The 14,023-nt window shown below is 38.2% G+C and carries 18 protein-coding genes; 2 read left to right on the plus strand and 16 right to left on the minus strand.

Annotated features, from left to right (window positions below):
* Nucleotides 1-53: 53 nt before the first annotated feature.
* The 16 genes from ASE55_RS03550 to ASE55_RS03625 all read right to left on the minus strand — a co-directional run bounded on the left by ASE55_RS03550 (nt 54) and on the right by ASE55_RS03625 (nt 12,089).
* Nucleotides 54-356: a hypothetical protein gene (locus ASE55_RS03550; RefSeq protein ID WP_056215643.1), complete on the minus strand. Its 303-nt coding sequence runs from the start codon at nt 354-356 to the stop codon at nt 54-56.
* Nucleotides 357-491: 135 nt separating this feature from the next.
* On the minus strand, nt 492-1,640 hold the full coding sequence (locus tag ASE55_RS03555) for a THUMP-like domain-containing protein (protein WP_056215645.1): 1,149 nt from the start codon (nt 1,638-1,640) through the stop codon (nt 492-494).
* Nucleotides 1,641-1,667: 27 nt separating this feature from the next.
* A complete protein-coding gene (locus ASE55_RS03560; protein ID WP_056215650.1) occupies nt 1,668-2,048 on the minus strand; it encodes a GxxExxY protein in 381 nt (126 codons plus the stop codon).
* Between the two features lie 64 nt (nt 2,049-2,112).
* Complete coding sequence (locus ASE55_RS03565; RefSeq protein WP_056215654.1) at nt 2,113-2,553, minus strand: DinB family protein; 441 nt, start codon at nt 2,551-2,553, stop codon at nt 2,113-2,115.
* A gap of 5 nt (nt 2,554-2,558) precedes the next feature.
* Entirely contained in the window at nt 2,559-3,710 is a 1,152-nt protein-coding gene (locus ASE55_RS03570; protein ID WP_056215657.1) for a methylmalonyl-CoA mutase family protein, read from the minus strand.
* Nucleotides 3,711-3,762: 52 nt separating this feature from the next.
* Nucleotides 3,763-4,119: an FtsB family cell division protein gene (locus ASE55_RS03575; RefSeq protein ID WP_056215660.1), complete on the minus strand. Its 357-nt coding sequence runs from the start codon at nt 4,117-4,119 to the stop codon at nt 3,763-3,765.
* A gap of 1 nt (nt 4,120) precedes the next feature.
* Nucleotides 4,121-4,753, minus strand: a complete 633-nt coding sequence (gene udk, locus ASE55_RS03580) for a uridine kinase (RefSeq protein ID WP_410492999.1) — start codon at nt 4,751-4,753, stop codon at nt 4,121-4,123.
* A 122-nt stretch (nt 4,754-4,875) separates the two neighbouring features.
* Entirely contained in the window at nt 4,876-5,181 is a 306-nt protein-coding gene (locus ASE55_RS03585) for an ATP-dependent Clp protease adaptor ClpS (protein ID WP_056215664.1), read from the minus strand.
* A 16-nt stretch (nt 5,182-5,197) separates the two neighbouring features.
* Nucleotides 5,198-6,556 (minus strand): hemolysin family protein, encoded by a 1,359-nt coding sequence (locus ASE55_RS03590; protein WP_056215667.1) that lies wholly within the window; start codon nt 6,554-6,556, stop codon nt 5,198-5,200.
* 105 nt (nt 6,557-6,661) lie between these two features.
* Nucleotides 6,662-7,525, minus strand: coding sequence for an ATP synthase F1 subunit gamma (gene atpG / locus ASE55_RS03595; protein WP_056215669.1), 864 nt, complete (start codon nt 7,523-7,525; stop codon nt 6,662-6,664).
* Nucleotides 7,526-7,596: 71 nt separating this feature from the next.
* Nucleotides 7,597-9,174, minus strand: coding sequence for a F0F1 ATP synthase subunit alpha (gene atpA, locus ASE55_RS03600; protein ID WP_056215672.1), 1,578 nt, complete (start codon nt 9,172-9,174; stop codon nt 7,597-7,599).
* An 18-nt stretch (nt 9,175-9,192) separates the two neighbouring features.
* Nucleotides 9,193-9,732, minus strand: a complete 540-nt coding sequence (atpH, locus tag ASE55_RS03605) for an ATP synthase F1 subunit delta (RefSeq protein WP_056215675.1) — start codon at nt 9,730-9,732, stop codon at nt 9,193-9,195.
* Between the two features lie 2 nt (nt 9,733-9,734).
* Entirely contained in the window at nt 9,735-10,232 is a 498-nt protein-coding gene (locus tag ASE55_RS03610) for a F0F1 ATP synthase subunit B (RefSeq protein ID WP_056215679.1), read from the minus strand.
* A gap of 85 nt (nt 10,233-10,317) precedes the next feature.
* Entirely contained in the window at nt 10,318-10,512 is a 195-nt protein-coding gene (gene atpE, locus ASE55_RS03615; RefSeq protein ID WP_002979108.1) for an ATP synthase F0 subunit C, read from the minus strand.
* 47 nt (nt 10,513-10,559) lie between these two features.
* Entirely contained in the window at nt 10,560-11,657 is a 1,098-nt protein-coding gene (atpB, locus tag ASE55_RS03620) for a F0F1 ATP synthase subunit A (RefSeq protein ID WP_056215681.1), read from the minus strand.
* Nucleotides 11,658-11,717: 60 nt separating this feature from the next.
* Nucleotides 11,718-12,089, minus strand: a complete 372-nt coding sequence (locus ASE55_RS03625; RefSeq protein WP_056215684.1) for a hypothetical protein — start codon at nt 12,087-12,089, stop codon at nt 11,718-11,720.
* Between the two features lie 194 nt (nt 12,090-12,283).
* On the opposite strand from ASE55_RS03625, the gene ffh reads away from it, so the two are divergent.
* Nucleotides 12,284-13,645: a signal recognition particle protein gene (gene ffh / locus ASE55_RS03630; protein WP_056215687.1), complete on the plus strand. Its 1,362-nt coding sequence runs from the start codon at nt 12,284-12,286 to the stop codon at nt 13,643-13,645.
* 34 nt (nt 13,646-13,679) lie between these two features.
* Complete coding sequence (locus ASE55_RS03635) at nt 13,680-13,952, plus strand: TM2 domain-containing protein (protein ID WP_056215689.1); 273 nt, start codon at nt 13,680-13,682, stop codon at nt 13,950-13,952.
* Nucleotides 13,953-14,023 lie beyond the last annotated feature (71 nt).

Here is a 14,023-nt window from a genome sequence, read left to right on the forward strand (position 1 = left end):
GAGGTCAAAAAAATATCCTGCATTTCTGCAGGATCCTTTTATATTTTCAATAATTAATGTTCAGCCTTCGGAGTCTGAGATCCCTGCGGTATAGGGGTGGCATCAGAATGTCTTCCGTCTTCCGGTTTATGTGCCGGTGCACCTGCGGTGTCTGTTTTCACAGGTGTTTCATGCCCGTCGTGTGCGTCGCCTCTGTAGTCAGAAAGATTATCCTGCTCACCGCTTGTCTGCTCGTCATCAGAATACCTCTCAACACCCTCTTCAAGCTTGATAACTTTCTTGTTACCACCGGCCTGGATTTTCTTACAGCTTACAGCAACAGCAGCAATGGCTAAACATATAACTAATTTTTTCATATGTAAAATTTATTTTTTAAAGGTCATATGGAATCGCATTATTGCAGCGGGTCTATTTATTTTAACCGCAAACGATTTCATGTTTAATTTTTAATTGCCCAAAATTAAGAAATAATGCATTTTACGGCAACATTTTTAGACTGATTTTAAAATTATTTTCCCTTTTACGGATTGGGTAAAGATAAGATAGTTTTCTCCGCCGTCTTTCAGGCTGTACTTTTTCCTGATCTGCTCCGGTGTCAGGGGATGGTTTTTTGAAATAATGTTGTACTGGCTTTTCTTTTTAACCTGTTTGGCTTCAATAACTTCCATTTCAAGCATCCTTCCCGGAAAGCCTTCAACCTTATCATGTGATGTGTAGAGATGGGTATTGGGATGAAGCTTTTTCAGGGCAAATCTTTCTGAAATCAAATTAAAAATACCTGCTTTTAAAACGGAATGATTGGGAATATAGATAAACTTTTCAGGCTCCGAATATGCTGAGAGAGCATTTTTTTCTTTATTAAACTTAAAATTAAAATCCGGTTCGCCGCTTTCTAAATTAATACAGTTACAGAAAACTTCACCTGATTTATCTTTAGAAAGAAAAACAACCACTTCTTTCACATCATTTTTTACGGCAATGATATCAATCCTGAATACATCCGGTAATACAGAAACAAGGTATGTCAAGTCGATCAGGGGCGACAATTTAATCACTACTTTGTCTGAAAAAGCAAGTAATTTCTCCTGAATCTCTAAAATGTCCGGTGATAAATCTTCCAGCAGGAAAACTTTATTTTTATGGGTATCCCTCCGGGCAGGATCAAGATAGATAACGTCGAATATTTCTTTGTTATACTGAAGGAAATCTTCCAGTTTCTGATTGACAAATGCTGCCTTTCTCCCTAAAACAGTCCAGTTATGCTGTACGGTTTCTAAAAGTTCTGTATTTTGTTCGACAAGTGTTATGTCTTCAAAATTTTGGGACAGATAATAGGCATCGATTCCGAAACCGCTTGTTAAGTCGATAAACTTTTTACCGTGAAGGATTTCAGATTTATACCGCGCTGTTTTTTCTGAAGACGACTGCTCTAAATTAAGCTGTGGCGGAAAAATAATTCCGTCATTAAGCAGAAACGGAAACTTCTTCTGTGCTACCTGCTTTCCTTTGATCTGCTGAACGATTTCCTGCATGGAGACTTCCGGAAACGGGGACTTTTTCAGCAGCAAGGCGTGCAGATCAGTCTTTAGATTTGCATTGATGTATTCCTGGATTTCTTTATTCAGTAGCTTATTTCCCACAGATTTCACAGATGGTTATGATTATGATTAGAATGTTCCGTTTATTTTCCGGAAAATATTTTTATCTATATGATCAGTATTAAAATTAACTAATATTCCTAATTTTAGTCCGCTTAGTTTTAAGTATGTCAATAGCTGTTTGTGATGAACGTTATTTATTTCCGGAATTGATTTTATCTCAATAATTACTTTTTCGTTTACTATAATATCCGCTATGAAGCTTGAATCGATCAATATACCTTTATATTTTATCGGAATTGAAACCTGATGATTAACATTTAATCCTAAACTTTTCAGTTCATGGACTAATATTTTTTCGTAAACTTTTTCCAATAACCCCGGACCTAATTCATTATAAACAGAAAATATAGATTTTCTAATATTAAAACTTAATTCGTTTTCATTCATTTGTTTATGTTTACCGCAAATGTAAAAAATCCATGAAAATCTGTGAAATCTGTGGGTGTTAAAATTATCTTTTATAAAAAATATAATCCGTCAGCAAAGGTTCAATCCCGTGTTGCTTTAGCAAAGAATTGATCTGCCCTCTGTGATAGGTGGAATGATTAATCGCCTGAAAAAGCATTTCAAAGACGGCATTTTCAAATTCTGTTCCCCTGGAGTTTTGATATGTTATCTTTTGATCAAGATCGAAATCTTTAACAATCGCGATGCTTTTTTTAAAATTCAACTGATTGATCTCCTGCAGGGTTTCGAAAGGATTGATCTGCCAGACTTCAAAAGATGCCTCTCCTGAAATACGGGAATTCCAGACCTGCTGGGCATTCAGCGTGTGATTAATCAGGCTGATTATTTTTTCGTCAACTCCGGAAATATTCTCAGAAATAACCGTAATCATCTCTTTGTTGAAATGAAAGGTATACTCAAACAGGTCAGCCAGTTTTTCTTTCATTATTACTATTCAAACATTTCAGCCCAACGGACAGCTTTAATCTCCTTTTCACTGTAAAGCTCCTGAACCGACTTTTTAACCTCTAATTTCGGGTACAGATTAACACCGATCAGTTTTATTTTTCCTTCCTCTACCCATTTCTGTTCCTCAACAGCATGGTCATAGATTTTTTTCTGGATAACGCCCTGCTTTAAAAGCTCAAGATAACCGCCGGCTTCTTCAATTTCCACGAACAGGGTCCATGACTTTTCAGCCATCTGCCGCGTTACATCCTCCACATAATAGCTGCCGTTAGAGGCATCTTCAAACACATTGATGATGCTTTCATAGGCTAAAACAATCTGCTGTTTAAATGAAATTTCTTCAGAAATATCCGTACTTTCATCCACCAGGTAATTGTTGCTGAACACCGCATCGGCACCGGCAATCATGGCAGAAGCCAGTTCCAGCGTGGAACGGATCAGGTTATTTTCATGATCTGAAACGGCTTTGTTCCTCAACGAGGTTTCGGCAAAAATATAGGGAATTTCATCCAAATCATATTCTTTTGAAAACTGATTAAAGATGATTTTAAAGGCTCTCAATTTTGCCATTTCGAAGAAATAATTTCCTCCGACAGCAATCCTGAAAATCAGTTTCATTAAGATTTCGGGTCCGTAAAGTTCCGTTAATTCTTTAGTCTTTGCCAGAGCAATTCCCAACTGCTGGCAGATGGAGGCACCGGCGTTCTGGTGAAGGGAAATATCTACACAGATGTTTCTTCTGAATTGTTTTGCCCGTAATTCTTTCACCAGCTGGTCATTAATCTCCGCTTTTGTTTCATCAAACACGTCAATTAGAGAAAAATACTGATCTTCTTCTTTCGGGCTGATGTGCCCTGCCAGATCAATATTGTCAACAAATATTGTTTTCTGCTCAAGGTTTTCAACATTATGATCCAGAAGGAATGCGAAAACATCTTCTTCCAGGCTTTCGTGATATCTTGCTACCAGATGGGTGCTTTCTTCAATTTTAGGCAGGTTTACCAAAGGATCGGAAACCGAATCATAAAAAGGTTTCACCTCAATTCCTTCCAGGTTTTCTTTGGTAAGAACGGAGTAAATATCGTCTGTTTTAAGCTGCTTTTTTACTAAATTTTCCCAGATCGTGTTTGACATAATTAATTAGTAATAAGTAATGGGTGATGGGCAATTATAATTCGCTTCAAGATTATTTTTTCGCAATATTTGCACTGTCCACAACCAGAATAAAGATTTCTTCATTCGGTTTTTTCATGAAATAGTTTTCTCTTGCGTATTTCTCTTTTTCAGATTTGTTGTTCATCAATTTCTTATAGAACGCATCATTTTTTTCGTATTCCGTTTTATAGTACTGAAGCTGTTCTTCATATTTATTGATCTCACCGTTCAGTTCATTAATGACGAGAAAGGAAGTCTTATCAAAGAAAACCATCCAGACCAGAAACAGGCAGATGGTAAGGGTATATTTGTTCAGTACATACTTCTGAATCAGTTTAATGGTCTCAGATTTAGGCTGAATATCTTTAATAAGGTTATTTTCTTTCATTTTAATGTTTTCTCAGTGAATTTTTAATAACGGTTGTTAAAAAATCAATGGCTACAGAGTTCTGCCTCATATTCGGGATAATTAAATCGGCTTCATTTTTTGAAGGCTCAATAAATTCCTGGTGCATAGGCTTTAAAGTAGTCTGGTAGCGGTGCAGTACTTCATTCAGGTCACGCCCTCTTTCCTGGGTATCCCTTCTGATCCTTCTGATCAGCCTTTCATCTGAATCTGCATGAACAAAGACTTTAAGGTCAAATTCCTTTAATAATTCTTTATTGGTAAGAACCAGGATCCCTTCTACCACCAATACATTTTTAGGCTCTACCGTTACATGGTCTCCGGTTCTGGAATGGGTAACAAAGCTGTAAATCGGCTGTTCTATGGGTTCATTGTTTTTCAATGCTTTTACGTGTTTAAGCATCAGTTCGAAATCTATGGATTTCGGGTGGTCATAGTTTAAGGCTTCTCTTTCGGTAAGCGTCAAATTATGATTGTCGTGATAATAATTATCCTGGGAAAGGATGTTCATTCCCTCGATATCAAGCTGCTGGATGATCTTATCAACAACTGTAGTTTTGCCGGATCCGGTACCCCCGGCAATTCCTATTACAAGCATTGTTTTTTGTTTCTTTATAGTTTTTACAAATATACTATTTTAGGATAAGATGTAACAACGGAGTTTGTAAAATGTAGCGTTTAATGGGATATGTTACCGCAGAAAATAAAAAAGCTCCGACCGACGGCCAGAGCTTTATGCTATATTATTTCGCTGGTCAGTTCGCGTGACAGCAACTTTTCATGCATCGGTTTCAGAAGATCCATTGACCCTGTTTTTACGGTACATTTGCCTTTGAAATGCACCAGCATGGTACATTGCTCAGCCTGTTCCAGCGTGTGCTTGCATATTTCGATCAGGCTGTCAATTACATAATCGAAGGTATGAATATCATCATTATGCAAAACCAGCTTGTAGATTTCATCTGTTTCATCCAAAACAAGTACCTCTTCTTCGTACTGGCGTTTCGGATCTTCGTAATCTTTTATACTGTTATAAAAAATCATTGTATTGCTTCTTTTATTAAACCTCTCCTATTTTTTCGGCCTGATCATTAACGTCATTAGGTTCCAGATAGACCAGTTCAACCATTTCCACACTTTTATTATTCATTTTCAGAATTTTACAGTGGTAGTTTTCAAGGGCAAACTCCTGGTTTTCTTCCGGAATATCTTCCAGGGCATGCAGGATAAATCCGGCCAGGGTATTGTATTCGCTTTCTTCAGGAAGCGGAAGCTTTTTAGGTAAAAATTCATTGATTTCATCCAACGGCTGCGTAGCCTGGATCCAATAGGTATTATCGCCTATTTTATCAACGATCTTTTCTTCATCATCTTCTTCATCCTGAATTTCCCCTACGAGTTCTTCCAGGATATCTTCAAGGGTAATAATTCCTTCCGTACCTCCGAATTCATCAATAACAATCGCCAAATGCTGTTTTTTCTGCTGGAATATTTTTAATAAATCGGAAATTTTCTTGCTTCCGACCACGAAAAATGCATCCCGCATCAATTCTCTAAGGTCATCGTGATTCAGTTCTCCTTTTCTCTTGACGAATTCCCTGATAATTTCCTTGGTGTATAAAATACCGATTATATTATCAATAGAATCCACATACACGGGAATACGCGAATATCCGCTGTCCATGATTTTGTTGATGATCTCATTGACATCTTCTTCAAAATCCATAGAGGTAATATTCTGACGGGGAACCATGATTTGCTTTGCGGAATGATCTGTAAAATCAAATGCATTCTTGATAATCTCATAATTCTCCTCTTCAATTTCCCCACTGTCTGCACTCTGCTTTACCAGAAGCTGCAATTCTTCCGTTGAGTGAATCTCCTGTTCTGAAGCCGGGTGGATTTTAACCAACCTTAAAAAAGTATTGGACATCAGGTTCATCAACCAGATAAACGGCTTAAAAACGGTATAAAAAACCCTCAGAGGTACAGCGGTAGCCATTGTGGTAGCTTCCGATTTCCTGATGGCAATTGATTTTGGAATAAGCTCACCGAATACAATGTGCATCACGGTAATCAGTACAAAGCTGGTTACCACAGAAATGGTGGTAATGGTGGTCTCAGCCAAATCAATGCTTAAGGAACTGAAAATATTCTGAACCACGTGGTGAAGGGCACTTTCCCCTACCCAACCCAGGGCTAGCGAAGCGAGTGTGATTCCCAGCTGCGTGGCCGACAGATATTCATCAAGATGTTTGATGATGTGTTCCGCCTGTTTTGCCATAGAGTTCCCTTCTGCGGCTTTTATCTGTATTTGTGAGTAACGAACTTTAACAATTGAAAATTCTGCGGCTACGAAAAAGCCATTTAGTAAAACAAGAAATAAGGCTAGCAAAAGCCTGACTATGTCCGAGTCCATTTAGAAATTAATATAAAATTTGTACTGACAAAGATAGACAAAATAAAAGTAACAAAAAAAAGCATCGTGGTATACGATGCTTTATATTTATGTTAAAATAGACTTTTATGAATTTTTTAACGCTTCCGCTCCCGAAACAATTTCCAGGATTTCGTTTGTGATGGCAGCCTGTCTTGCTTTGTTATAGAAGATCACCAGATCATTCTTTAATTCCTGAGCATTGTCAGTTGCCTTATGCATAGCCGTCATTCTGGCTCCGTGCTCTGATGCAACAGAGTCAAGAACAGCTTTGAACACCTGGGTCTTGATTGATTTAGGAATCAGGTTATCAAGGATTTCTTTTCTGTTCGGTTCAAAAATATAATCTGTTTCTACCTGAGGTTCCGTCGTTTCCGGCATAGAGATCGGAAGAAGCTTCTCTGTGGTCACTTCCTGGGTAGCTGCATTGACGAATTTGTTATAAATTACGTATACTTCGTCAAATTTCCCTTCTCTGAAACTGGTCATTACCCCTTCGGTAACATTTGCAACAATGTCAAAGTTCAGATTATCAAAAACCGAGCTTGCATTGGCATACACGGTACGGTTTCTTCTTACGGCATCAAAAGCCTTTTTACCTACCGTAAGAACTTCAATCTCATATTGGGAATTGTTCTGAAACTGTATGTTAAGTTCTTTTACGATAGAAGAGTTGAAAGCACCTGCCAATCCCCTGTTTGAAGTAACCGCGATGAAAAGTATCTTTTTTACTTCTCTTTTCTGAGCATACACAGAAATCTGATCAGGATCTGAACTTGAATTTACATTCTGGATAAGCTCCTGCAGTTTTTCAGAATAAGGTCTTAACATTACGATTGCATCCTGTGCCTTTTTCAGTTTCGCAGCCGAAACCATTTTCATAGCACGTGTAATCTGCATCGTAGATGAAATTGACGTAATCCTGCCTCGTATTTCTTTTAAGTTTGCCATTATTTTGGTTCAAGGTTTAAGGTCTTAAGTTTAAGGTTTAAACTCAGTCTAAACCTTAAACATTGAATTTTTTAGTTATACTTAGAAGCTAAATCATTAGCAGCCTGCTTAAGAACACCTGTGATGGAATCATCAATTTTACCTGCTTTAAGTGCAGCCATTGTTTCAGGATGCTTGGATCTTAAGAAAGCGATGTATTCAATCTGGAATTCTTTTACTTTTCTGATAGGCACGTTTCTCATCAGATTCTCAGTACCTGCATAAATCATGGCTACCTGGCTGTCTACCGGAAGCGGAGAGTTTACCGGCTGCTTAAGAAGCTCCACGTTTCTTTCTCCTTTAGAGATTACTGCCAAAGTGGAAGCATCAAGGTCTGAACCGAATTTAGCAAACGCTTCCAATTCTTTATACTGAGCCTGGTCTAACTTAAGCGTACCTGACACTTTTTTCATTGATTTGATCTGAGCGTTACCTCCTACCCTTGATACAGAGATCCCTACGTTGATCGCCGGACGTACCCCTGAGTTGAATAAGTCAGACTCCAGGAAGATCTGTCCGTCTGTAATAGAGATTACATTGGTTGGAATATACGCAGAAACGTCACCTGCCTGAGTTTCGATAATGGGAAGGGCTGTTAATGAACCTCCTCCTTTTACGATTGGCTTCAATGAATCCGGTAAATCGTTCATCTGGCTTGCAATGGTATCATCAGCAATAACTTTTGCCGCTCTTTCCAATAATCTTGAGTGAAGATAGAAAACGTCTCCAGGGTAAGCTTCACGGCCCGGTGGTCTTCTCAATAGTAGAGAAAGCTCACGGTAAGCAACCGCCTGCTTGGATAAATCATCATAAATAATCAATGCGGGTCTACCAGTGTCTCTGAAGAACTCACCGATAGAAGCTCCTGCCATTGCAGAATATACCTGCATCGGAACCGGATCTGATGCGTTAGCCGCAACAATTACAGTATATGCCAAAGCTCCTTTATCAGAAAGCGTTTTAACAATTTGTGCTACGGTAGAAGCTTTCTGCCCGATAGCAACATATATACAGTATACAGGATTTCCTGCATCAAAAAATTCTCTTTGGTTGATGATCGTATCAATTGCAACAGTCGTTTTACCTGTCTGTCTGTCACCAATGATAAGTTCTCTCTGTCCTCTTCCTACAGGGATCATAGAGTCGATCGCAACGATACCGGTTTGTAAAGGCTCGGTTACCGGCTGTCTGAAGATAACTCCAGGTGCTTTTCTTTCCAAAGGCATTTCATATAATTCCCCGGAAATAGGACCTTTACCGTCGATAGGGTTACCAAGGGTATCCACTACTCTTCCCAGCATGCCTTCTCCTACTTTGATAGAAGAGATTCTGTTGGTTCTTCTTACGGTATCACCTTCTCTTACCAATTTACTTTCGCCCAGTAAAGCAACACCTACGTTGTCTTCTTCAAGGTTAAGTACAATACCTTCTACATCACTAGAAAATTTCACCAACTCTCCGTATTGTACGTTTTCTAACCCGTATACACGAGCAATACCATCACCGATGGTTAAAACTGTACCTACTTCCTCAACGTTGGATTGAGTATCGAAGTTGGCCAATTGCTGTTTTAAGATCGCAGATACTTCTGCCGGATTTATTTCTGCCATTGTATGGTTGTTTTTTTCTTAATTTAAATGAAAATCTTTTTTGATACTGTTAAGCTTAGACTTAACGGAAGCATCGATCTGCTGATCGCCTACTCTTAAAATATAGCCTCCTAAGATTTCAGGTTTTACATGTACTTTCAGATCAAAATTGGAACCTGCTTTCACAAGGTTGGTCGATTTTAAAATCTGGTCCATGTTTTCTTTGGAAAGTTCGGTTGCCGTAGTAAGTGTTACTCTTTCCACCCCGTTGATATCTTCCACTTTATTGATGAATTCCTGTGCGATATTCTTCAGTTGGTTTTCTCTTCCGTGTCTGATTACCAGAGTGATTAAATTCTGAGAAGAAGCGGATAAGCTTTTAAATATCTCTTTTGCTACCTCTATTTTCTTTTTGCTGTCAATATAAGGCGTAAGGAAGAACTTGCTCAGGTCCGGAGACTGAGACATTAACTTCACTACATCTTTCATTTCAGAAAATACAGCAGAAGTCTGTCCTGATTCATTTGTGAAATCAAGCAAACCCTGTGCGTATCTTTTAGCTACTTTAGATGTAAGCATTCTTAGTTAAGGTTTGATTTGTTTAGATAATTCTGAACTAATTCGTTTTGGGCTTCGCTGTTGTCCAGCTTTTGCTTCAAGATAGATTCTGCGATATTTACAGATAAAACACCAATCTGGGTCTTAATATCTGCCATGGCAGCATTTTTCTCTGCATTGATGGTCTGCTTCGCAGCCTCGATTAATTTATCACCTTCTGCTTTGGCTGTATCTTTAGCTTCACCTACAATTCTCTCCTTAATTTCTCTTGCTTCCTTAAGGATCGCATCTCTCTCGATTTTAGCTTCACGAATAATTCTTTCGTTATCCTCTTTTAAAGTTTCCATTTCTTTTCTTGCCAATGTAGCCTGATTAAGGGCATCAACAATAGATGTTTCTCTGTCGTTAATAGAGTTCAAAATAGGCTTCCATGCAAATTTACCTAACAAAAATAACAATGCTAGAAAAATAATAGTCTGGATAATAAATAATCCTGATGAAAACTGGTGAATTAATTCCATTATATAAATGTATAAATGATTACTATTTTTTCTTAAATAACCACTATCTGTAACCAACCGTTACGGATAGTGGCTTTAGTTTTAATTAGTTTACTGCAAATAGAGCAGCAAACGCAACACCTTCTACAAGGGCAGCAGCAATAAGCATAGCTGTTTGGATTTTTCCAGATTGCTCAGGTTGTCTAGCGATAGCTTCAAGAGCAGCAGCTCCGATTTTACCAAGACCGATACCTACACCTAGTACTACGATACCAGCACCTACAATTTTAGGGATTTCCATAATATATAATTTTAAAAATTTGTTTCTGTTATTATAAATACAATTAATTAGTGAGCAGCATGATGTTCATGCTCATGCTCCTGTACTGCCATTCCGATAAATAAAGCGGATAACATAGTAAAGATATAAGCCTGTAAGAACGCTACCAATACTTCCAATAGATAAATCACCAAGGTAAGGAATGGGAATGCAACTCCGGCAATCGCATTTTTAAATACATAAATCAATCCGATCAGACTCATTACTACAATATGTCCTGCCGTCATGTTGGCAAAAAGACGGATCATCAATGCAAAAGGTTTTGTAATGGTACCTAATAATTCAATTGGCAGCATGATCAGTTTCATCGGTACCGGAACTCCAGGCATCCAGAAGATGTGTTTCCAGTAATCTTTATTGGCCGAAAATGTAGTAATTAAATAGGTAAGGATTGCTAAGAAGAACGTCATGGTAATATTACCCGTAACATTTATCCCGAAAGGCATTAGTCCCAATACGTTCAGAAATAAGATAAAGAAGAATACTGTTAATAAATATCCCATAAATCTTTTATACTTATGTCCGATATTCGGAATCGCCACTTCGTCTCTCACAAAAATTACCAAAGGCTCTAAAAATCTTGCCACTCCTGTAGGAACCTGAGATTTCTTATAAGACTTTGCCATCCCTGTAAACAACAGCAACATAAAGATTGATGTCAACAAAATGATAAGTACACTTTTCGTAATGGAAAGATCCAAAGGTTTTTCATTGGAAGGGTGCCCATGCTCATCTAAATTCAGCGTTCCGTTAGCATCAGTCTTATAAATCTTTTCGTGGTGAAGCTTGTAGAAGTTTCCGTCCACTTCAGTTGGCTCTCCGTGAATAAATCCTTCCTTATTGCTCATGAAAGAATGGAAACCGTTATCATAAAAAATAACCGGAAGAGGGAAACCGATGTGGTGGCCCTCTTTATCCACCATCAATGTAAAATCGTGTGCATCCAACAAGTGATGATCGATGTACTCCTTGTTTTCTTTACTTACTTTGTCTTTTTCAGAAAGTTCCGTAGCCGGAACAGCCTCAGAACCTGCTTCACCATGCTGTGCAGACACCAAGCTTAATACAAAAATACTGTAGAATAAAACTGCGAATTTCTTAAACATTGATAGGTTTTTTTCGTTGTGCAAAAATATAATATTTTTTTCTAGTTTCAATAAATAATTTTACTGTTTTTTGTCATGATTGATCAGCTTAATTGCATAATACGTAAGAAGTGTGGTCAACACAAAATACGGAATAATGAAGTGGAATTTATATCCCGGGATCACTTCAAAATTCAGCTTTTTTCTGATCAGATACATTAATCCGAATTTAAGAAGAATAAGCCCGATGACAGACAGTCCTAAAAATTCAGGGGCCACCCTATTGATCAATACAATAAGCGTAATCATCATCATGAACATAACGCTCAGGAAAAGATAGAATTTCACGATGATAATTTCATCCAGGTGAAAAACAAATTTCCAGAGTGAAAAATGAATCAGAAATGTTAAAAAGAACAACAGGGTAACTAAAATATTCGGATTAGCTTTCATGCATTATATGTATTCTGCCTAACATGCATTAGGCTTATTTCAAAGTGTCACAAAAATATACTTTTTCTATCGGATTACGGCATAATTTGATTTTTATCATCTCAATAATATCTGCGTATATATAATATTACGTATTCAATATCCAAATATTCTAAAATTTCCTTATTTTTGCACACTTATAATTTACAATACATATGTTTAACAGCTTACAGGATAAATTAGACAAAGCACTTCACAATATTTCCGGAAGAGGAAAAATCACGGAAATCAATGTTGCGGAAACCGTAAAAGAGATCCGAAGAGCATTGGTAGATGCCGATGTTAATTATAAAGTTGCCAAGGATCTTACCAAAAGGGTTCAGGATAAAGCATTGGGACAGGATGTTCTTACTTCGCTTACTCCGGGACAGCTGATGACAAAAATCGTTCATGATGAACTGGTAGACCTTATGGGAGGCTCCCAGGAAGGCATCAATCTTTCCGGAAAACCGTCTGTGATTCTTATTGCCGGCCTTCAGGGTTCCGGTAAGACAACTTTCTCCGGGAAACTGGCTCATTATTTAAAAACAAAAAGAAATAAAAAACCTCTTTTGGTAGCCTGTGACGTCTATCGTCCGGCTGCAATCGACCAGCTGAAAGTACTCGGCGGGCAGATCGGGGTTCAGGTTTTTACGGAAGAAGGTTCAACCGACCCTTCCACGATTGCTGAAAACGGGATTAATTTTGCCAGGTCAAACGGTCACGATGTGGTAATTGTGGATACGGCAGGCCGTCTGGCGATTGATGAGCAGATGATGAATGAAATCAAATCCGTTCATTATTTAATCAAGCCCAGCGAAACTTTATTCGTAGTTGACTCCATGACCGGTCAGGATGCTGTAAATACGGCAAAAGCATTTAACGAAGCTTTAAATTTTGACGGGGTTGTTTTAACTAAACTGGATGGTGATACCCGTGGTGGAGCGGCACTGACGATCCGTTCCGTAGTAGAGAAACCGATCAAATTTATTTCCACAGGGGAAAAAATGGAAGCTCTGGACCTTTTCTACCCGGAAAGGATGGCCGACAGGATCCTGGGAATGGGAGACGTTGTTTCCCTGGTAGAAAGAGCTCAGGAGCAGTTTGATGAAGAAGAGGCGAAAAAACTCCATAAGAAAATTGCCAAAAACGAGTTTGGTTTTGACGATTTCCTGAAGCAGATCAACCAAATCAAGAAAATGGGGAACATGAAAGACCTCATGGGGATGATTCCGGGTGTTGGAAAAGCCATCAAAGATGTAGAAATCAGTGATGATGCCTTTAAACACATTGAGGCAATTATCTACTCAATGACGCCGGACGAAAGAAGAAGGCCTTCCATTATCAATACGCAGAGAAAGAACAGGATTGCCAAAGGAGCAGGAAGAAAAATTGAAGATGTCAATGCCTTGATGAAACAGTTTGACCAGATGGGCAAAATGATGAAAATGATGCAGGGACCTCAGGGAAAACAGATGATGCAGATGATGAGCAAAATGCCGAATATGCCTGGAATGGGCGGAATGTTCGGTAAATAACCGGAATATCAGTTAAAAACTATTAAAAAATTATATGGAAATTCACGAAAAACAAGGAAACTACCTCCAGCCTTACAGGTCTGAGAAGAAAGTGGTTGCCGGTATTTTAGGACTGCTGTTAGGTACTTTTGGTATTCATAAGTTTTACCTGGGTTACACAAAAGCCGGAATCATTCAGTTGGTTTTAGGTTTGGTAACCTGCGGAATCGTAGGAATTATCGGATTTATTGAGGGAATCATCTACCTGACCAAGTCTGATGAAGAATTTGACAGAACCTATATACACAATCAGAAAGAATGGTTTTAATAAAATAAAATTAAAGTCTTAAAATATAAAATCCGGTTCATTTCTGAACCGGATTTTTTGTTGACATCCAC

The organism is Chryseobacterium sp. Leaf201 (assembly GCF_001421435.1).
Taxonomy (GTDB): domain Bacteria; phylum Bacteroidota; class Bacteroidia; order Flavobacteriales; family Weeksellaceae; genus Chryseobacterium.